A 19,463-nucleotide genomic window follows, 5' to 3' on the forward strand; every position below is an offset into this window, starting at 1 on the left:
ACTAAAAGGCATGACTCCGAAAGAATTTCGAAATCATGCCTCAAAAAATATTGCCTGATTTTAATTATTTATCTGTCCACTTGACATGGAGTAGCTCCAAAGGGTTATTCAATAAATTAATTATTTCTATCATGATGATGCTGTTGTTTACCGGCATTTCGCTGTCTGTTACGACTCTCAACGTTTTGCTTTGTGGTAGGGGTAGCGTCTGTAGCTGTCGAATCCGCATTGGTTATTGCAGCATCTGCAGTTTCTTGATTTAGAATAGCATTAATTGTACCCTCTGTCACGACTTCCTTCATTGGGTGTTCCTTCAGCTCGCGGTCCACGTCACGCTTAACTCTTGGCATAATGATGAATGAGACGATGGCCTGTTGGATGATGGCGATAATTCCGCCGACCAAGAAGTAAAGCGCCAAGGCAGCTGGGGCGGAGAAACTGATGAAGAAGGTCATCAACGGACTCATCATCATAGTTGTCCGCATCATCTTCTTCTGGTCCTCGGGTACGCCAATCGTCATCATGTAGCCCTGAGCCAGGTACAATAGTGTGGCGACGATGGTTAGAATCATCGAAGGTTTACCAAGTGCAATGCCAAAGAATGAGGCACTGAACAAATCCTTCGAGTAAACTACCGCTTGGTAGATTCCCATCATGATTGGGAGTTGCAGTAGTAATGGCAGGCAGCCCATGCCACCCATCATCGACATGTTGTTCTCTTTGTAAATCTGCATCGAAAGTTGGTTAATTTGCATCTTTTGTGCTTGGGTGATGCCAGGGCGTCTAACGGCCTCTTGAACGAGTTTTAGCTGGGGCTGGAGCACCTTCATCTTCTCTTGTTGTCTGGTAGACTTCAAGGATTGGTTCAACATCAACGGTAAAAGTATCAGTCTGACCACGAAGGTGATTAGAGCAATTGCCCAACCTGCTCCGTTTGTACCACTCATTGACTTTGCGACACCCAACATCAGGTTCTGCAATGGGTGCCCAATGAAGCGGTAAATCGTGCCCATGAACGGATCGGTCGGTGGCTTCATGGCCGAGTAGTCTACGCGAGCACAGCCTGTAACGACGACAATCAAGCTCGCTACCAGCAGTAACAAGCCAATTTTCTTGAGTAATTTTTTATTCATTTGAAATCCTTTCAAAGTGTATCTAATCAAGAATTGTACCTGTTACCATTGCTGATTTCAACCAGTCACCCTAAATGAATGTAGTGGTTGCACATCCGTTAATTCCCGGACCTGCATGGTTTCCACGTGCCCGGAAGGCGAGGGAGAAGCTTTAATTTTTGTTAAGAAATGCGTCATCGTCTCTGAGTCTGCCTGAGCGACGATGCGCACGTCGCCATTTGCTAAATTCTCTACCGTACCAAATACGTGAAGTTGGTCCGCCACCAGTTTCGTCATGAAACGAAAGCCCACGCCCTGGACTAAACCGTGCACAATTATCTCGTTTGTGATCATCTGCTGCCTCCCGTGTGGTATCAAAATAAAAAGATTTCTCCTCCTATTTTAACCTAATTCGGTTTTTCATGGTATTCTAGTGCTATATAAAGTCGTAACGACTTACTTTTGAAATGGAGCAAATATCGATAATGCAAGAAATTAATTCAATGAACAATCCGACCATCAAGCACGTTAGGAAGTTGCAGCAGAAGAAGTACCGCAACCAGGAACAAGAGTACATCATTGAGGGCTTCCACCTCATTGAGGAAGCTCTGAAGGCTCCCAAGCGTTTCAAATTTCTGTTGGGCACGAAGGAGGCGCTCGACAAGCTAGTTGCTAATCCCGAGCTAGCCGACTTACTCAACCTGAATAGCAGTAAAATTATTCAAATAAACGACTCACTGGCGGAGCATTTAAGCCAAACGGTGACCACCCAGGAAATCTTCATGGTGCTGCCGATTAATCAGCCGGGAACCTACTCATTCAACTATGGGCGGTGGGTCATTCTGGATGGCTTAGCCGATCCCGGTAATGTCGGTACCATCGTCCGGACCGCCGATGCTGCCGGCTACAATGGTGTAGTCCTGAGTCCCTACAGCGTGGATATCTATAACGCTAAGGTTCAACGCAGTATGCAGGGAAGCCAGTTCCACCTGCCCGTGATTCGGCAGGACATCAATGCGGCAATTGCTAGTCTGAAGGAGAATGATATTCCTGTTCTTGTGAGCCTGTTGAACCAAAACGCCCAGTCCGTGTTTGACTACGGCGCTCCGGCACAGTTTGCGATTGTAGTTGGTAACGAAGCCCACGGTGTTAGTGCTAGCGTCATTGAACAAGCGGATCAAGAACTTTACATCCCGATTACGGGTAAAGCGGAGTCCTTAAACGCTGCTGTAGCCGCCGGAATTCTCATGTATCAACTTGTACAAGTAAAATAACTTGTTTTTAGTAAGTATATTATTTATAATAAGCGTATCTAAAAGGTTGAACTAGATGGAGGTGATATGATGACTGTTAGAGAATTAACAACTAAAGACTATGAACTTTGTAGTCATTTTGTTAGCTCCTTTGAGATTCTAGGTAAGAAGTGGAACGGACTCATTATCAGTTCGCTGTGCGACTCTGAAGAGATGCGTTTCAAGGACTTATCGCGGACCATTAGCAATTGCTCCGATCGTGTTTTAGTCGAACGATTGAAGGAACTCGAGTTACTGAACGTTGTGAAGCGAAACGTTAATCCTGAATCGGGAATTATCAGTTATACATTAACGAAAAAGGGTATGGAATTAAAACCAGTGATGGATCAAGTTCATCAATGGGCAGATAAATGGGCTTAGTCAATTGACCAAGTCTTTTTTTTGTTTTAATATACTAGTTAATGACTATGATTAAGCCTAGTAGGTAGTGGGACTTTTCCACAGCGAGGAATGGATAATGGAAGCATTCCGAAGAGCACTACCAAATTTCAGCTTAGGAGTAGAATCTAATCAATTCCGGTATTTCACCGTTAACGAAAGTTTGAGTGTATTCGCTGTGTGCGGATAAACTAGGGTGGTACCGCGAAGCTTCGTCCCTTTTGGATGGAGCTTTTTTTATTGGAAAGGAAAAAAGATGGATTTATTTGAGAAGCTGAGTAAGCTCAGAGAAAAAGGTTTGACCGATATTAAGAACAGTAAGACAGAGCAGGAGTTAAACGATGCTCGAGTGCGTTTGTTGGGTAAAAAAGGAGCGTTAACGGAGATTTTGCATTCGATGAAGGATGTGGAGCCGGAGCGGCGTAAAGAGGTTGGCCAGGCCGTCAATGATGCGCGGGACCATTTGGCAACTCAGATTGCGACAATGAAACAACAAATTGAAACAGATTTGCTCAATAAAAAGCTGGCTGCAGAAAAAGTTGATGTTACTCTGCCAGGCGTGCGGCCAAATACCGGCGTGCAACACGTCATCAACATCATGCGGCAGGATCTAGAACAGTTCTTCATCGGTCTTGGCTACAGTGTCATCGTCGGACCTGAGGTAGAATCCGATCACTATAACTTTGAGATGATGAACTTGCCTAAAGATCATCCGGCACGTGACATGCAAGATACCTTTTATGTCGACGCGGAACACCTGTTGCGGACCCAGACGTCACCGGTCCAGGCGCGGACGATGGAGCAACACGACTTTGAAAAAGGTCCACTCAGCATGGTGAGCCCGGGTAAGGTGTACAGACGTGATGACGATGATGCCACACACTCCCACCAATTTAACCAACTCGAGGGGCTCGTGATTGACAAGCACGTGACTATGGCCGATCTGAAGGGGACGCTTGAGTTGACCGCTAAGCATTTCTTCGGCCAGGATAGACAAACTCGTCTGCGGCCAAGTTTCTTCCCGTTTACGGAGCCATCAGTTGAAATGGATGTCTCTTGTTTCAAGTGTAATGGTGCCGGCTGTGCAGTCTGCAAGTACACGGGTTGGATTGAAGTATTAGGAGCCGGCATGGTGCACCCGAACGTGCTGGAGAATGCCGGCGTTGATAGCAGTGTTTACGGTGGTTTCGCTTTTGGTATCGGAATTGATCGCTTCGCCATCCTGAAGTATGGGGTGACCGATATTCGGGATTTCTACACGAATGATGTCCGCTTCTTAGAACAATTCAAAACGGAGGAAGCTTAATGTTAGTTTCATATAACTGGTTAAAAGATTACTTAGATTTAGAAATTGATCCAAATGAACTGGCCAACGAGGTTACATTAACTGGTATTGAAATTGCCAGTGTAACGCATCTAGCGGCTGGTTTAAAGAAGATTGTGGCCGGTCACGTCGTGGGACTTGCGCCACATCCAGACTCCGATCATTTGCAGGTTGCGCAAGTAGATGTTGGTGAAGCAGAACCCATTCAAATTGTCTGCGGGGCACCAAATATTGCAAATGGTCAAACAGTGATTGTAGCATTACATGGTGCACGAATTGCTGGTAATGAGAAAATCAAACGAAGCAAGATGCGTGGCGTAGTTTCAAACGGCATGATCTGCTCCCTGCAAGAAATTGGTTTTGACGAGAGCGTTGTCCCAAAGGACTATGCTGATGGTATCTACGTGTTCGAGGAAGAGATTGCCCCAGGCACGCCCGTCTATGAGGCGCTCGGGATGGACGACTATGTGCTCGACTTCGATATCACGCCTAACCGTGCAGATACACTTTCGATGGAGGGGGCAGCCTATGAGGTTGGTGCCATCACGAACCAGCTGCCAACAATCAAGCATCATGAGCCCATTGAGGCGCTCGGACAATGGCAGGACGATTTCACGGTCACTGTGGATAAGCAACTGACCCATAAGTATCTACTGCGCAAGATTCACGGTATTCAGATCAAGAAGAGTCCAATGTGGTTTCAAAGAAGACTGATGAGCGCCGGTGTGCGGCCAATTAATAACGTGGTCGATATCACGAACTACGTGATGCTGGTCACCGGTCAGCCCCTGCATGCATTTGATGCTGGCGTCATTAAGACTAACCGGATTGATGTTCGTTTGGCACAAAAGGGTGAACAGATCACACTTTTGAACGGTAATGAGATTGAACTAGATGAGGCCGACCTCCTTATTACAGATGGCGAGCAGCCAATTGGTCTGGCAGGTGTAATGGGCGGCATGGATTCAGAAATAACGACTGACACGCAGGATGTCCTGCTCGAAAGTGCTATTTTTGATGGGTCCCATATTAGAAAAACGGCGCAGAGACACAACCTTCGTTCTGAGGCATCAAACAGATTTGAAAAGGGATTGAACTGGGATAATACCCGTAATGCGGCTGATCTGGCTGCCTACTTGTTAGAGCAACTGGCCGATGGTCAGACTTATGAGGGTCTGGTAGTTGGTCAAGACGAGGAGAAACCACAGTTAACAATCAATGTTTCAACTGACCATGTGAACCATGTGCTGGGAACGGAGATTACGACTGAACAGATTGCGACAATCTTTTCTCGGTTAGGCTTTAGCTACCAGAAGAGTGCTAGTGCCACTGCTGTTTTAGAGGTTAATGTTCCTAACAGACGATTCGATATTTTCATTGAGGCGGATCTGATTGAAGAAGTTGCCCGCATCTACGGCTACGATAACCTTCCAGCGACACTTCCAAGTGGGATGCAGACTCTTGGCGGCTATTCTAAGCGGGAGACGCTCATTAATCACTGGAAGAATCTCCTGCAGAACCAGGGACTCATTGAAACCATTAACTATTCCCTGACTGATGAGACTAAGAGTAAGCTTTTTACAAAGAATCAGAACGGATTAATCAAGGTAGAATGGCCATTGAACTCTAGTCGTACTGCCATGAGACAGAATCTGTTGAGCGGATTGCTCGACGCCGTAGCTTACAACGTGGCTAGAAGTCAGAAAGACCTGCGTTTGTACGAACAAGGGCGTGTATTTGACCAATTTGGCCAATCGTTCGATGAATATGAGCACATTGCCGCAGTTTACACGGGTGATGCAATTGAAACTAACTGGCAACATATCACGCAAAAGACGGATTTCTATTATGTTAAGGGACAGGTTGAATATCTCCTAGATCAAATGGGCGTATTGGATACGGTCGCATTCAAAGAATTGGTGTTAGATGGGATGCACGCTACGCGCACTGCTGGTGTCTATCTTGGTGAGCAATTAATTGGTTTCGTGGGCCAAGTTGATCCAAGTATCACGAAGAAAATGAAGGCTCACGATGTCTACGGCTTTGAATTAAATCTTGAGCCACTGCTAGAATCAGAGCGCGAGACGGTGACGACTAAACCAGCGCCGAAGTTCCCGGCAATTAAGCGTGATCTCTCGTTATTGGTCAGTGCGACAACGCCAAATGCTGTGATTGAAGACGTAATTTTCAAAAATGCTGGTAAAGATCTACTAAGCTTGACGGTATTTGACGTCTACGCAGGTGCGAAGATTGCCCATGATCAGAAGTCTATTGCCTACCAATTAGTCTTCCAAAACGAAGCACGAACCCTCACAGATAGTGAGATTGAGGAAGCAATGGATAAAATTACGGCTAGTTTGCGCTCTGAATTGCAAATTGTGGTAAGATAAATCGAGATATTCGCGTTTGCAAAATTAGAGACGATTGTAAAGGGAGAAAGACCTTGAATCTTAATGAACCAGACTTGAACGAACAGAAGCAGTTAGAAGACAGGCTGGAGCAAAAGGCCGCGCATAAACTAACTAAATGGATTCTCAGTATCCTAGGAATTTTGATTGTGATTGTGGCATTAGCTGCAACTTTATTTGTACATAGTGCCCTCCAACCATATAATTCTGCAAGTAAATCCGAGGTAAAAGTAGAGATTCCTGTTGGCTCATCCAATAAGGATATTGCCTATATCTTGGAGAAGAAGAAGCTGATCAAGAACGCGACGGTATTTAACTATTGGACAAAGACTAACAGTTATACAGACTTTCAGGCCGGGGAATTCTACTTGTCGCCCTCAATGACTCTGAGACAAATTGTGAAGCAGCTGCAGACTGGTGGAACCAGAACTGTCTCCGCCCAGGTGCTCGTGAGAGAGGGAATTACGGTTGACCAAGTTGGTGATGCGATTGCGGAATCAACGAAGTTCAAAAAGGCCGACTTCCTTGACCTGATGAAGAATCAAAGCTTCTTAAATAGCTTACTGAAGAAGTATCCCGCGTTGCTGAAGTCCTCAATGGAGCAAAAGGACGTGCGTTATCATCTGGAGGGCTACCTTTTCCCAGCCAAGTATGACCTCTATAAGTCCACTACGCTGAAACAACTAGTCGAGCAGATGGTGGAGAAGGCAAACTCCGTTTATAGTCCGTATTTTAGCCAGATTAGGGATGCAGATTTGACGGTCCAACAAGCACTGACTCTCTCCTCGCTTACTGAGCGGGAGGGTGTGACGGCAACGGACCGGGCTAAGATTGCGGGTGTCTTCCTCAACCGGCTGGACATTGATATGCCGATTCAATCAGATATTTCTGTAATGTATGCTTTGAATACGCACAAAAAATCGCTGACGAATAAGGATACTGCTGTTAAATCACCGTACAACCTGTACATTCATACTGGGTTTGGTCCTGGCCCATTTAACAACCCCAGCCTAGACTCGTTGAAAGCTGTACTAAACCCAGCTGACCGAGAGCTGAATTACCTTTACTTTGTTGCCGATTTAGATACTGGTAAGGTTTATTATTCACACACATATGATGAACATTTAGCAACGAATTCTGGTTTGGGTCAATAATTATCGTTGACAATTAGCAAGATAACCAATAAGATTTAACTCAGAAAATAATTATGAGGTGTTAAGATGACCGATAAGGTATTCCCGATGACTGCGGAGGGGAAAGTTAAGTTAGAAGAAGAATTAGAGAACTTGAAATTAGTTAAGCGTCCGGAGGTAATAGAACGCATTAAGATTGCCCGTTCTTACGGCGATTTATCGGAGAACTCCGAGTATGAATCAGCTAAGGACGAACAAAGTGTGGTAGAGACCCGGATCAAGCAAATTGAAGAGATGTTGAAGTTTGCTCAGGTCGTTGATGCTTCAACGGTGTCCGCCGATGAGGTTTCTGTCGGTAAGAAAGTCACCTTCACCGAATTAGGCGAGGACGATCCTGAAGAATACATCATTGTTGGCTCAGCCGAGTCAGATCCACTTGCTGGTAAGATTTCAAACGAATCACCAATTGCCCAGTCGTTGCTTGGCAAGAAAGAGGGACAAACAGTGACAATTACCACACCTGGTGGTTCATTTGATGTCTTAATTAACAAAGTTGAAGTAGTACAATAATCGAAGTGTTTTAAGAACTAAGTTCGGGCGACGGCCTGGGACTTAGTTTTTTTTGGTCCGAAAAATAAAAAAGTTTGTGAAAAAAGCCAATTTTACGGAAAAATGTAAGCGGTTAATGTACAATTGAATTATGATTTCTGTAATACTTACTGATTCACAATAATCTCAACGTTAGGAGCGGTTAAATGAAACTAAGTATCTCTGATAAAGCACATGCATGGTACGTTCATGAATTGAAGCTAGAGCCAGGAGAGGGTGTGCGATTTATCGGAAAGGTGTATGGCAAGACTGCTGTACATGATGGCATGTCTATCGGTATTGTTAAGACTAAAGAGGTCCCCCGAAATACAGCGGCACTAGTTGTCCGTGACGGGCGAAATTATTTCGTCACAGATGGTGATAGCTGGTTCTTTGGTGAGTATGATCTTGATGTGCAATTTGATGATAAGTTAGAGGAACCAAAGTATAACTTTTTGGTCGATGGGCAGGAAGTTACAGACGATACTACTGGTGCGTCCGAAGTTGACGGGACATCGGGTGCCAGTGCGCACGACGAGCCATAGATTGATTAGGTTAACACAAAAAGGCTGATTAATTAATCAGCCTTTTCTTGTTGGTTTCTAGTCACAAACGCGTTGATCAGAAATACTAGTAAAGTGAGAGTTGAGATTGCTAATCCGTAATATAAACCAATTGGCTGATAGACGAACCTCAGCTTGTGTGTCCCCGCTTTAAGGGGCACCTGGAGCATGACGTTGTTCCAATCAGTAGTTTTAATTCTTTCTTGATGATCATAAACGAGCCAGCGTCCACTATAAGATGTGACCGGAATTTGTGTCTGGAGAATCTGCCTACTTTTGGTGTGGAAACTACTACTTACCAGTTTACGTGCGCTCAGCTGCCGGATTTGCGGCGCGGTCTGCTGGAGTCGTTTTGTTGCTACTTTAAACTGTGGCAGATTGAATTGGTAGAGATAGAGTTCATTCAGATCAAGGATGTTTTTGGCCTCAAATGTAATTTTGATTGGGTATGTTTTCTGCGCGGCAGCAACGTTGATTAGCTTAGGCTCGCTCGCCAGATCACTATTATTTATCTGGTGCTTGTTGACGTAAATCTTCACATCGTCTTTTACAAGCCAGTGAGGAATCGAGAGATAATAGGGCGCATCCGTTGAGGGGGTGAATGTAAAGCTGACGGTGCCGGTTTGACCGGGTAGGACGGTCTTATACTTCTGCCCTGCGGTTAACTCGAAGTTTTTCAATGTAGCCTTTGGTAACGTAAGCTGGGTGAAATACGGTGTGTTGCTGGGGAGTATGCTCTGTAAAATCGCTTCCTGGTTCATCCTGCCCGTATTAGACCTCAAAGTTTCCTTAATCTCCTTCTTCGTCAAGTAAGCAAAGGGGAGGGCGTAGGGATTCCGGATTAGATTAATTTGACCAACTGTTCGTACCGGTTGATACAGCTTGAAGTCCGGTCGATAACTCAGTTGTTCGAAGCTCGCCACTTGGCGTTTTTCTTCGAAGGCCTGATTTTCTGTAAGATAATATTTAATACCAAGGAGGCTGTCGCTGACCACCGTGGGGAAGCCGTTTGAAAATGCGTTGGCATTGGTCACAAGGCCGAGGTCCCGCAGATAATCAATCTGATTCTTCTCGATAACTGAGTTGAACTGTCCTACACCTGCATAGCCACTAGAAAACGAATCATCGTCCGACCGTAAGAAATCTTTCTCAATGCGAAAGAGAGACTGCTGCTTCTGATTAACGCTGGTAGTGGCGGTCCTGACTGCTTTGGTGTAGTTGATGTAGTCTGCGTAGTCCTGATAAGTGATATCCTGCAGGCTACCGACCAGGTTCGTGGCAACGTCCAAAGTAATCAAAGAAACGAGGAGCGTGGTGGTAACAATCCTTAACTGACCCCGATAAACGAGCAGCAAGAGACCAACGATGAGGAGGCCGATGGTGATGAACATGCGCGCCTGGTCGAGAAATTGAAAGGCAACAAGCTTACTGCCGACAAAGGTGATCAGGGCCAGTAAAATAAGCCCTATTACCTTTATTTTATTTGGTGAAAGCTTTGCTGAACCACTTTGCCAATATTCGAGATACTTTGCCACCAGAATGAGGGCGAAAAAGCTGAGGACAAAGCTGAATCGTCCCGGATACCAGGTGGGAAATTGGCCGGCGTGCCAGAGTAAAATCAGTGGGTCAAAACACATCGAGAGGAGTAAGAACACAATTAGTCCGAGGTTCAACAAGCGCTCTTTAATCGGAAACTGCTTGCACAAAAAGTAGGCTAGGAGAAAGACCAAGAGGATGGCGCCGAAGTAGAAGTTGGGCATACCCTGGGACATCTCGTCGAAGTCGAAACTCCCGGAGAAGAGCTTGGCCAAGAGATTTTGTGGTTGAACGCTAAAGTGCAGGTTAAAGATATTCTCCGTGGATTTCGCTTTGCCCTGTAGTAGTTCGAGAAATGTTGGAAGCAAAACCACTGCATTGAGCATGCCAGAGAAGAAGTTTTGGACAACGTAGAATCGGAGTTTTTGCCAGCGGAGCCCCTTGTTTTTCAGGTGGGAATATTGGCAAAGCCTAATCAAGAAGTATAGCGTAGTGAAGAGAATGATCATCATACCGGTGTAGAAATTGGAGAACCAGGTCAAGGACAGGACGATGAGTAAGTTATGTTTGTGAATTCCACTACTAGGGATAGTTGGTGACTCGACCAAGTAATCTACGGCTAGCACAAGTAGTGGCAGTAAAATGACGGAATCAAGCCACATCAGGTTGAAGTTGTTGGTGATGACATAGCCACTTAGAGCGTAGCTGACCGCTAGTGCAAGTGCGATGCGCGTTTGTTTGAAGTTAAATCTGCGTTTGAAATAATGGTAGCCTGTTAGTCCAATCAAGCCGATTTTGCAGCTGATAATGACGAAGATTGCACCAGGAAGCTGGCTCTCTGGAAAGAGAAAGACAAGGAGATTCAACGGGCTTGTGAGGTAGTAGGCGAAGGTTCCAATCAGCGTTCCCCCTAATCCCTTGCTGAATGTGAAGAGCAGGTTACTGGGATGTGTGAAGAGATTGTGACGGTAGAAAGCAAAGAAGTCGATGTACTGCTGGCCGAGATCAACTGTCAGAATGGAACTATGACCAAACGGCACGACACCGCGGTAGAAGAAATAGGATGTGAAAAGCAGACTAGGCACCAAGAAGCTTAGGAGATAGGGCGGCCAGTTTCTCTTTTGGTGCTTGATTGGCTGGTTTGTGCGGATATGTCTTTTGATAACCATTACTTACCTCAAAGTTCTTAAATTACTCTAATATTCCTTATTTTAACCGTTATCGATTAGTAATTTCATCTTTTTTTTGCTAAAATTATTGCCAGACATCAAAGGTGAACAAATAGTGAAATACATTAGACAGATTAAGGCGCCAAATAAGAAAAATACATCATCAATCCCCGTGAGAATGAACATTATCTTGGGAGTTATTCTCGTACTTTTTGCGATGCTCGTAGGCCAACTGGCTTACCTGCAAATTGCCTATGGTGGCCGGTTTGAGGCCGAGGTCCAAAAAAGTGACCAGAAGATTGTCTCAACGAACGTTCCAAGAGGGGTAATGTACGATTCAAAGGGGCGCATACTAGTTGGTAACCAGCCCAACAACGCGATTACGTACACTAAAGGGATCAGCGTCTCCACAAGTAAGATTAAGGAAATCAGTGATGCCTTGAGCCAATACATCGATCTCTCAGATGAAGACCCAACGAAGCGTGACTTAGCCGACTATTATTTGGGCGACCCAAAGAACTTGGCCAAAATGACTAACCGCGTGCCCCGCTCTAAGCGGTATAATGCGGATGGGGATGCCGAAGCTAACAGTGTTGTTTATCCGTTGATTGTGGAAGAAGTTGAGCAGCAGAACATCAAGTTTACTAAACGCCAGAAAACGGCGGCGATGATTTTTAAAAAAATTAGTGGAGCATATCAGCTCTCCACTATCTACCTGAAGAACAAGGATTTAACGGATGATGAACTAGCTAAGGTAGGGGAGCACCTTGATAGCTTGCCGGGAGTTGGTATCGGAACGGATTGGTCCAGAAGTTATCCGAATGGTAATTCGATGCGCAGTATTATTGGTTCTGTCTCGTCGGAGAAGGCTGGCTTGCCTGAAGATAACTTGTCCTACTACTTGACTCAGGGCTACTCCAGAAACGACCGCGTCGGTACCAGTTACCTTGAGAAGGAGTATGAGTCGATTCTAAAGGGTTCAAAGACGCTTTCACAGGTGGAAGTCTCAGCCAACAATGAGGTTGAGGATAATAAGGTGACCTATGCTGGTGCGAAGGGCAGCAGCCTGACTTTAACCATTGACTCAAAATACCAAAAAATGGCTGAGGACACCTTAACGAGGGTTTATCGGCAGGCCCAAAGTGATGGCACAACGCAGTACTCAGATGGAGCCTATGCCGTCGCAATGAATTCCCAAACGGGCGCAATTTTGGCCATTGCTGGCGTGAAACACAACCCAAAGACAAACAAAACGGTGGATGATGCTCTTGGTGTCATTAACCGGTCGTTCGTCATGGGCTCCGTGGTCAAGGGGGCCACGGTGGCTGGCGGACTCCTGAGTGGGACAATCACACCCGCTAATAACACTCTTCCAGATACGCCAATTTATTTGCCAGCGACGCCGGTGAAAAAGTCCGTTTATCCAGTGGGGACGTTTGGTTCACTTACAGCACCCTCTGCGCTTGAAGTCTCATCAAATATCTATATGATGCAACTGACGCTGCGGTGGGTCAAAGCAAATTATGTGCCCAATAAGTATATCGCAATGCCTAGCACGGCATTTGAGACTCTCCGGAAGAACTTTGCCCAATTTGGCTTGGGCCAAAAGACTGGGATTGATTTACCGGGTGAGGTAGGGGGAATCACCGGCCGTTCCTTTGACGAAAACGGCAACGTCCTTACCGGTAGTGTGCTTGACTTGTCGTATGGTAACTATGACGCCTACACTGTGATTCAACTGGGACAGTATGTCTCCACAATCGCTAACGGCGGTTATAAGATGAAGCCTTATCTGGTCAAGACAATTGGGGAGAATGCAAATGACGGAAAAACCAACTATGTTTACGCTAGAACTAATCCCAAACCGCAAAGCAGTATTCCGTGGTCTGAGAGCCAATATAATGTTATAAAACAGGGATTTTATAATGTTGTACACGGTTCAAATGGTTGGGGTACCGCACATTCATTGGCAGATATCAAGCCTGAGATTGCGGCCAAGACCGGTACCGCACAAAGTTTCTATTACGATCCGGATAATCCGGGCAACGTCACACCACCTGAGACTATTACGCTCAGCTTTGTCGGCTATGCGCCAGCGAATAAGCCAGAGATAGCGGTGGCTGTTGTCTTTCCTAACTTGGCCTCTGGTAATACTCAACACTACAATCTCGATGTCGCACGGGATTTATTTACCAATTATTTCAAACTCTACAAATAACCTATTAAATAATACTGGTAAAATTTAATGGTTGATGGTAAACTAATACAGTTAATATAGGTTAAGAGAGGGTGAATCACATGCACGACAACATTTTATTAGAATGTACTGAATGTCACGAAAGAACATATCTAACTAAAAAGAACAAACGTAACCATCCTGAACGTTTAGAGCTGAAGAAATACTGCCCTCGTGAACGTCATGTTACACTTCATCGTGAAACAAAATAACAAACGAACAACAGGGGGACCTGTTGTTTTTTACTATCTTGAGGTTCTGTTATGGATAAAAGTAGCTTTAGGGCTGAACAAATTATACGGTTAGAAGATTTTTTTCAGACTGCCAAAAGTCGCACGGAAACAGACGAATTACTAGTGAAAATTAGTCAGAGTCCCATTTTTCAAAGCGCGACGAGCGTTGGCATCTCACTGAACGATGACCTGCAGCTGCCAATTAATCAGCTAGTCAGACAGCTACGCGATTTAGGGAAAGACGTTTATCTGGCTCGTCCCACCAAACGCAATCAACTTGATTTCATCTTGTGGCCCGCGGAGATTAATATCCCAAAATCAGTTGCCGAGTTGAATCAGTTCAATGATAATGTAGTGAATAACCGGCTTGACTTAATTGTGGCACCAGGAATGGCCTTCAGTCAGAAGGGCCACTATCGCGTCGGTGTAGGCGAAGGTAATTTTGACTTCTTCTTGAATCGTTACCAGACAAAGACAGTGGGCATTGCGTATTCCAAAATGCTATTCGAGGAACCCGAGTGGGATATTTCAATGCTTGACGTTCCCGTTGATGAAATTATCACGGTCGGCTAGCTTTGTTTAGGACTGATTACGACTAATATTCGGATTGAGGATAATATTTTGCAGAAAATAAAAAATTATTTTAGCGGGCGGACTGCGGTTACTAACAGTCTTCTGATTGTCATGCTCATCGTCTTTTTAGCGGAGACATTCGATGGTGGGAGCACGAATATCGCTACCTTGCTTAAATATGGGGCGAGCTTCAACCCGTTAATTGTGCTTGGTAATCAGTGGTGGCGCTTGTTTACGGCCCAGTTTGTCCATATTGGTATACTACATCTGGCCTCAAACGCTGTGATTATTTACTATGTCGGCAGTATCTTAGAACCAATGATTGGTCCTTGGCGCTTTTTAAGCGTGTACTTGTTAAGTGGTGTTGGTGGGAATTTGCTTAGCTTTGCCTTTGCGAGTGACCTAGCTACTTCTGCGGGAGCAAGCACGGCATTATTTGGCCTGTTTGGCGTGGTCATTGCCTTAGCAATTAAATTGCGGCGTTATACACCAATTGCCATGGTCGGGAAGCAACTGTTTATTCTGGCGGCGCTTAACCTCTTCTTAGACCTATTTATCAGTCACATCGACATTTTTGGTCATATCGGAGGGTTGCTCACAGGCTTTCTACTTGGTATAGTAATTAGCGGTGGCGTTAACAAATCAATCTATAGCAATAAGATTCGTGTACTCGCTCTCGTGGGCTTAATTATCTACGTTGTCTTCACTTTGCGTACGGGAATGGTGTTAACGAATTAACAATGAGAAATTTGTATGATGTACAACAACTACTTAAAAAATTTAATATTTATGTTTATCTCGGCAAGAGAATTTGGGATATCGAATTAATGGCAATTGAACTCGACAAGCTGTACCATTCAGGCGTCGTCTCTCAAAAAGAATACCTATCGGCCAAATTAGTGTTGCAACATGAACATGAAATTGAGGAACAAAAGGAGAAGAACAATGGATAAGAAATTAATTGGAATCGATTTAGGTGGTACGACTATTAAGTTTGCTATCCTGACACCGGAGGGTGAGATTCAACAACGGTGGGCTGAGGATACCAACATCAACGATGAAGGTTCCCACATCGTACCAGACATTGTCGAATCAATTAATCATCACTTGTCGATGTACCAAATGGACGCAAGCGATTTTAGCGGCATCGGCATGGGCTCACCTGGCTCAATCGACTACGATAATGGCACAGTTACAGGTGCATTTAACTTGAACTGGGATCATACCGTTAATGTGAAAAAAGAAATTGAAGCAGGCGTGAAGATTCCCGTAACACTGGAGAACGATGCGAACGTTGCTGCACTTGGTGAGGCATGGAAGGGCGCCGGCAACAATGCCGAGAATGTGGCCTTCGTCACACTTGGCACCGGTGTTGGTGGTGGAATCATCATGAATAACCAGATTCTCCACGGTGTTGCTGGTTCCGCCGGTGAGATTGGCCACATCACGATTGATAAGCACGGCTATCTTTGTACCTGTGGTAATGTTGGCTGCTTAGAGACTGTCTCAAGTGCCACTGGTATTGTTCGTGTTGCTCGCGACATGTCAGAGGAATTTGCCGGCACTTCAAAGCTGAAGCAAATGCTTGACAATGGTGAGGAAGTGACAGCTAAGACGGTGTTCGACAGCGCTCGTGAAAAAGATACCCTTGGTCTTCTGATTGTTGAACGGGTCTGTGATGACCTCGGCTATGCGTTAGCAATGCTCGGTAACTCACTGAATCCATCGTACGTGGTCATCGGCGGTGGTGTATCTGCAGCGGGTGAATTATTACTCAATACTGTGCGGAAGTACTTTGAAAAATACACATTTCCAAATGTGCGCAACACTACTAAGGTTGAACTGGCTACTCTTGGTAACGAGGCCGGCGTGATTGGCGCAGCATCACTAGTAGTTAAAGGTTAGGAGAGGTAAATTTTGCAAATATTCATGTGGGTTCTAAACTCGGTCTTAATTGTCATCTTGCTGGCGTTGTTTGGTAACTGGTTATACTTAAAAATCCAGGCAAAACGCATGGGTGGTGCATTAACAAACGAAGAATTCGAAGCAAACATGCGTAAGGCTCAGATCATCGATGTGCGTGAGAAGGCGGACTTCAAGAAGAGTCATATTCTGGGTGCTAGAAATGTTCCGTTCTCGATGATTCGCTCAACTTACTCCGAAATTAGGGCTGATCTACCAGTTTACATCTATGGCGATAGCGTGGGTCTTTCCGTTCGTGCCGTGAAATTACTACGCAAGAATGGATACACGAACGTTTCGTTCCTCCAGAATGGTTTTAGCAAGTGGGAAGGTAAGACCAAGTCTTCTAAATACTAAAAGCACAAGACGACCAAAATAAAAATGCTTGGTTTAAACGCAGCTCCTTTGGAACTGTTACTAAAAACCAAGCATTTTTTATGTTAAAATTAGCCTTGATGAGCACTGAAACTCTTGCGATTGGCCCGCCGGCGATTTTCTTCAATGCGCTCAGCTTCTTGATCCTCTGGATCAAGCACCGTCTTCTTGAAGGCAAATAGTCCTGCAGCAGCGGTCGCGATGGTAATTAGTGCACCAGTCAGGAAACCGGTAGTAAATTTTTTAGCCATGTTCGTTTTCCTCCTAATTCGTTAACAACTAAATTTTAGCATAAAAACCAATTTATTAAAGGAAATGTGTATGCAAAAGGTATTAATTATTGTTGGCCCAACTGCGGTTGGCAAAACAAAACTTGGCGTGGCGTTATCCCAGCAGTTGAATGGTGAAATCATTTCCGGCGATTCCATGCAAATTTATCGGGAAATTTCGGTGGGGACGGCAAAGCCAGCTGAGGCTGAATTGGCTATGGCAAGACACCACCTAGTAAATGAATTATCCGTGTTTGACTCCTATTCGGTGAAGGATTTCGTCGCTCGTGCGAATGCAGCAATCGGCCAGATTAACGCGGCCAATCACCTTCCACTGGTTGTTGGTGGTACGGGCTTTTATATCACGGCCTTGGTCAATGGGTTGCAACTGGGGGAACAGGAGACATATGATTCTCCGGTGGACGAGCAAATTGAGCAATATCTGGTGCGTGCAGGTCCACTTGCACTCTGGCAGCATCTACATGAGCAGGACCCGCAGGCAGCGGCCAAAATTCCCTACCAGAATACGCGGCGGGTCATGCGTGCTTTGAGTGTGATAGAACGGACTGGACACCCGTTCTCACAGCAACAGGAACAGATTGCCCCTTTGTTTGATACCAAGATTATTGGCTTAAATACGGAGCGTGCCCACCTGTATGATTTGATCAACCGGCGGGTGGATACGATGCTTGAGCAGGGTCTATTAGCAGAGGCTGAATTTATTTTCACACACAAAGAGACGATTCAACAGGTTAAGCAGGCAATTGGCTACAAGGAGTTGTTTCCCTACTTTGAAGGCGAACAAACTCTTGATGAGGCTGTGGCTAAGCTGAAGCAGGCGTCACGTAAGTATGCCAAAAGGCAACTAACCTACTTTAGGAATAAAATGTCCGTCAGTTGGTGTGATTTAACTGACTATAATCCTGACGCCGCAACGGATTTTGCAAAAATAAAACAGGAAGTAATTGAGTGGTTAAATAATGACAAATAGACTAGTAGCAAATGAACAATTGAATACGATATTGGCTGAAGTGGATGAACAGGTAAAGCCGTATTTTGAACGAGTTGAAGCAAACATGTTGTTCAACCAAAAGAAGGTCCTCGATGCCTTCATCAAGCATCAAGTTTCAGAATCGGATTTGAATGGAACTAATGGCTACGGCAATGATGACTATGGTCGTGAGAAGCTTGATGAAATCTATGCGGACATTTTCCACACGGAGAAGGCCTTGGTTCGCACCCAGTTTGTTTCGGGCACGCATACGCTGTCCACGGCGTTATTTGGTAACTTGCGCCCCGGAGACACATTGACTTACTTAACTGGGATGCCATACGACACCATGCAGGAAGTCATTGGTATCGCCGGTAACAAGCGCGGCTCATTGGTTGAGTGGGGGGTTAATTTCTCACACGTTCCGTTAAAAGACGGTGAAATCGATTTTGCAGCAGCAAAGACCATCCTGTTACGAGATCATCCGAAGATCGTTGCTATTCAGCGTTCACGTGGTTATGATACCCGGCAGAGTTTCGTCATTCAGAAAATCAAGCAGATGATCGATTTCGTCAAAAAGACGCTGCCAAACGCCATTATCTTTATCGATAACTGTTATGGTGAATTCTCTGAGACGGTTGAGCCAACTGAGCTGGGTGCTAACCTGATGGCCGGATCTTTGATCAAGAATCCGGGTGGTGGCTTGGCCCAAACTGGTGGCTATATCGTCGGTGATGCCTCATTAGTTGAAAATGCGGCGTATCAACTTACGGCACCGGGCATCGGTGGCGAAGAGGGTGCCACGCTAGATGCAAATAGGACGTTCTACCAGGGCCTATTTCAGGCACCGCATGTTGTGGGTCAGGCAATTAAGGGAGCAATCTATACCAGTGCCCTTCTTGAACGGGTCGGGTTAGAAGTTTCTCCTAGATTTACTGATACTAGAACGGATTTAATTCAGACAGTGATCTTTAACAATCGAGCAAAAATGATTAAATTTATTCAGGCAATTCAGGCAAATTCGCCGATTGATTCTTTTGTAGTACCAAATCCAAGTGAGATGGCTGGCTACGAGGATCAGGTCATTATGGCCGCCGGGACATTTGTCCAAGGTTCAACACTCGAGTTCTCGGCGGACGGCCCAATTAGACCACCTTACGCAGTTTACCTTCAAGGCGGACTAACATTTGAGCACGTTAAACTAGCGTTAATTAACGCAGTTGAACAACTATACTTTAGCAAATAAACGCCAAAATACAGTTTATTTGCTGTACATGTTAGAATAGCTTACATGGAAAAT

20 protein-coding genes and 1 other annotated feature are annotated in these 19,463 nt (G+C 45.1%); of the genes, 16 read left to right on the top strand and 4 right to left on the bottom strand.

Translation table 11 applies throughout. The annotated features are described in order from the left end of the window. Positions 1-116: 116 nt before the first annotated feature. Together yidC and FC62_RS00010 are read right to left on the bottom strand one after the other, a co-directional pair. A complete protein-coding gene (gene yidC, locus FC62_RS00005; RefSeq protein ID WP_056946383.1) occupies positions 117-1,133 on the bottom strand; it encodes a membrane protein insertase YidC in 1,017 nt (338 codons plus the stop codon). 57 nt (positions 1,134-1,190) lie between these two features. After that, positions 1,191-1,466 carry an acylphosphatase gene (locus tag FC62_RS00010; RefSeq protein ID WP_054744828.1) on the bottom strand — a complete coding sequence of 92 codons (276 nt, stop codon included), beginning with the start codon at positions 1,464-1,466 and terminating at the stop codon, positions 1,191-1,193. A 131-nt stretch (positions 1,467-1,597) separates the two neighbouring features. On the opposite strand from FC62_RS00010, the gene FC62_RS00015 reads away from it, so the two are divergent. From FC62_RS00015 to FC62_RS00045, 7 genes are all read left to right on the top strand, one after another. Next, positions 1,598-2,386, top strand: a complete 789-nt coding sequence (locus FC62_RS00015; protein WP_056946382.1) for a TrmH family RNA methyltransferase — start codon at positions 1,598-1,600, stop codon at positions 2,384-2,386. Positions 2,387-2,455: 69 nt separating this feature from the next. Next, positions 2,456-2,785 carry a winged helix-turn-helix transcriptional regulator gene (locus tag FC62_RS00020; protein WP_236693752.1) on the top strand — a complete coding sequence of 110 codons (330 nt, stop codon included), beginning with the start codon at positions 2,456-2,458 and terminating at the stop codon, positions 2,783-2,785. Positions 2,786-2,823: 38 nt separating this feature from the next. Then, positions 2,824-3,026 (top strand) — a binding site (T-box leader). Positions 3,027-3,059: 33 nt separating this feature from the next. After that, positions 3,060-4,109: a phenylalanine--tRNA ligase subunit alpha gene (gene pheS / locus FC62_RS00025; RefSeq protein WP_056946380.1), complete on the top strand. Its 1,050-nt coding sequence runs from the start codon at positions 3,060-3,062 to the stop codon at positions 4,107-4,109. Beyond that, positions 4,109-6,517, top strand: a complete 2,409-nt coding sequence (gene pheT / locus FC62_RS00030) for a phenylalanine--tRNA ligase subunit beta (protein ID WP_056946378.1) — start codon at positions 4,109-4,111, stop codon at positions 6,515-6,517. Before pheS ends, pheT begins: the two co-directional genes overlap by 1 nt. Before the next feature lie 53 nt (positions 6,518-6,570). Beyond that, complete coding sequence (gene mltG, locus FC62_RS00035; RefSeq protein ID WP_141322544.1) at positions 6,571-7,689, top strand: endolytic transglycosylase MltG; 1,119 nt, start codon at positions 6,571-6,573, stop codon at positions 7,687-7,689. A 66-nt stretch (positions 7,690-7,755) separates the two neighbouring features. Then, entirely contained in the window at positions 7,756-8,238 is a 483-nt protein-coding gene (greA, locus tag FC62_RS00040; RefSeq protein WP_054744831.1) for a transcription elongation factor GreA, read from the top strand. 185 nt (positions 8,239-8,423) lie between these two features. Beyond that, a complete protein-coding gene (locus FC62_RS00045) occupies positions 8,424-8,801 on the top strand; it encodes a HesB/YadR/YfhF family protein (protein ID WP_075362766.1) in 378 nt (125 codons plus the stop codon). Positions 8,802-8,833: 32 nt separating this feature from the next. Here the strand turns inward: FC62_RS00045 and FC62_RS00050 are convergent, their stop codons facing one another. Further along, positions 8,834-11,524 (bottom strand): YfhO family protein, encoded by a 2,691-nt coding sequence (locus FC62_RS00050; protein ID WP_056946376.1) that lies wholly within the window; start codon positions 11,522-11,524, stop codon positions 8,834-8,836. Positions 11,525-11,639: 115 nt separating this feature from the next. On the opposite strand from FC62_RS00050, the gene FC62_RS00055 reads away from it, so the two are divergent. From FC62_RS00055 to FC62_RS00080, 7 genes are all read left to right on the top strand, one after another. Next, positions 11,640-13,742 (top strand): peptidoglycan D,D-transpeptidase FtsI family protein, encoded by a 2,103-nt coding sequence (locus tag FC62_RS00055; RefSeq protein ID WP_056946374.1) that lies wholly within the window; start codon positions 11,640-11,642, stop codon positions 13,740-13,742. A gap of 80 nt (positions 13,743-13,822) precedes the next feature. Continuing rightward, positions 13,823-13,972, top strand: coding sequence for a 50S ribosomal protein L33 (gene rpmG / locus FC62_RS07880; protein ID WP_075362765.1), 150 nt, complete (start codon positions 13,823-13,825; stop codon positions 13,970-13,972). 51 nt (positions 13,973-14,023) lie between these two features. Next, positions 14,024-14,566, top strand: a complete 543-nt coding sequence (locus FC62_RS00060; protein WP_056946372.1) for a 5-formyltetrahydrofolate cyclo-ligase — start codon at positions 14,024-14,026, stop codon at positions 14,564-14,566. Positions 14,567-14,614: 48 nt separating this feature from the next. Further along, complete coding sequence (locus FC62_RS00065; RefSeq protein ID WP_056946370.1) at positions 14,615-15,304, top strand: rhomboid family intramembrane serine protease; 690 nt, start codon at positions 14,615-14,617, stop codon at positions 15,302-15,304. A 2-nt stretch (positions 15,305-15,306) separates the two neighbouring features. Next, positions 15,307-15,519: a YqgQ family protein gene (locus FC62_RS00070; RefSeq protein ID WP_056946368.1), complete on the top strand. Its 213-nt coding sequence runs from the start codon at positions 15,307-15,309 to the stop codon at positions 15,517-15,519. Next, the gene (locus FC62_RS00075) at positions 15,512-16,471 is read left to right on the top strand and encodes an ROK family glucokinase (protein ID WP_056946366.1); all 960 of its coding nucleotides are present in this window, start codon (positions 15,512-15,514) and stop codon (positions 16,469-16,471) included. Before FC62_RS00070 ends, FC62_RS00075 begins: the two co-directional genes overlap by 8 nt. Positions 16,472-16,483: 12 nt before the next feature. Next, complete coding sequence (locus FC62_RS00080) at positions 16,484-16,885, top strand: rhodanese-like domain-containing protein (RefSeq protein ID WP_141322543.1); 402 nt, start codon at positions 16,484-16,486, stop codon at positions 16,883-16,885. 89 nt (positions 16,886-16,974) lie between these two features. On the opposite strand, the gene FC62_RS00085 is transcribed toward FC62_RS00080, so the two are convergent. After that, the gene (locus FC62_RS00085; protein WP_056946365.1) at positions 16,975-17,154 is read right to left on the bottom strand and encodes a DUF3042 family protein; all 180 of its coding nucleotides are present in this window, start codon (positions 17,152-17,154) and stop codon (positions 16,975-16,977) included. A 70-nt stretch (positions 17,155-17,224) separates the two neighbouring features. Between FC62_RS00085 and miaA the strand changes: the two genes are divergently transcribed. Next, complete coding sequence (gene miaA / locus FC62_RS00090) at positions 17,225-18,163, top strand: tRNA (adenosine(37)-N6)-dimethylallyltransferase MiaA (protein ID WP_056946360.1); 939 nt, start codon at positions 17,225-17,227, stop codon at positions 18,161-18,163. Beyond that, the gene (locus FC62_RS00095) at positions 18,153-19,409 is read left to right on the top strand and encodes a methionine gamma-lyase family protein (protein WP_056946354.1); all 1,257 of its coding nucleotides are present in this window, start codon (positions 18,153-18,155) and stop codon (positions 19,407-19,409) included. The genes miaA and FC62_RS00095 overlap by 11 nt, the downstream gene beginning before the upstream one ends. The last annotated feature ends 54 nt before the right edge of the window (positions 19,410-19,463 follow it).

It is taken from the genome of Amylolactobacillus amylotrophicus DSM 20534, assembly GCF_001434555.1.
In the GTDB taxonomy this organism is placed as follows: Bacteria; Bacillota; Bacilli; order Lactobacillales; family Lactobacillaceae; genus Amylolactobacillus; species Amylolactobacillus amylophilus.

Excerpts from the sequence above, each read along its gene's own strand:
- rpmG (WP_075362765.1), top strand. The coding sequence starts at position 13,823 with ATGCACGACAACATTTTATTAGAATGTACTGAATGTCACGAAAGAACA.
- pheS (WP_056946380.1), top strand. The coding sequence starts at position 3,060 with ATGGATTTATTTGAGAAGCTGAGTAAGCTCAGAGAAAAAGGTTTGACC.
- FC62_RS00075 (WP_056946366.1), top strand. The coding sequence starts at position 15,512 with ATGGATAAGAAATTAATTGGAATCGATTTAGGTGGTACGACTATTAAG.
- FC62_RS00060 (WP_056946372.1), top strand. The coding sequence starts at position 14,024 with ATGGATAAAAGTAGCTTTAGGGCTGAACAAATTATACGGTTAGAAGAT.
- FC62_RS00020 (WP_236693752.1), top strand. The coding sequence starts at position 2,456 with ATGACTGTTAGAGAATTAACAACTAAAGACTATGAACTTTGTAGTCAT.
- greA (WP_054744831.1), top strand. The coding sequence starts at position 7,756 with ATGACCGATAAGGTATTCCCGATGACTGCGGAGGGGAAAGTTAAGTTA.
- miaA (WP_056946360.1), top strand. The coding sequence starts at position 17,225 with ATGCAAAAGGTATTAATTATTGTTGGCCCAACTGCGGTTGGCAAAACA.
- yidC (WP_056946383.1), bottom strand. The coding sequence starts at position 1,133 with ATGAATAAAAAATTACTCAAGAAAATTGGCTTGTTACTGCTGGTAGCG.
- FC62_RS00050 (WP_056946376.1), bottom strand. The coding sequence starts at position 11,524 with ATGGTTATCAAAAGACATATCCGCACAAACCAGCCAATCAAGCACCAA.
- FC62_RS00010 (WP_054744828.1), bottom strand. The coding sequence starts at position 1,466 with ATGATCACAAACGAGATAATTGTGCACGGTTTAGTCCAGGGCGTGGGC.
- FC62_RS00095 (WP_056946354.1), top strand. The coding sequence starts at position 18,153 with ATGACAAATAGACTAGTAGCAAATGAACAATTGAATACGATATTGGCT.
- FC62_RS00085 (WP_056946365.1), bottom strand. The coding sequence starts at position 17,154 with ATGGCTAAAAAATTTACTACCGGTTTCCTGACTGGTGCACTAATTACC.
- FC62_RS00015 (WP_056946382.1), top strand. The coding sequence starts at position 1,598 with ATGCAAGAAATTAATTCAATGAACAATCCGACCATCAAGCACGTTAGG.
- FC62_RS00070 (WP_056946368.1), top strand. The coding sequence starts at position 15,307 with ATGAGAAATTTGTATGATGTACAACAACTACTTAAAAAATTTAATATT.
- pheT (WP_056946378.1), top strand. The coding sequence starts at position 4,109 with ATGTTAGTTTCATATAACTGGTTAAAAGATTACTTAGATTTAGAAATT.
- FC62_RS00045 (WP_075362766.1), top strand. The coding sequence starts at position 8,424 with ATGAAACTAAGTATCTCTGATAAAGCACATGCATGGTACGTTCATGAA.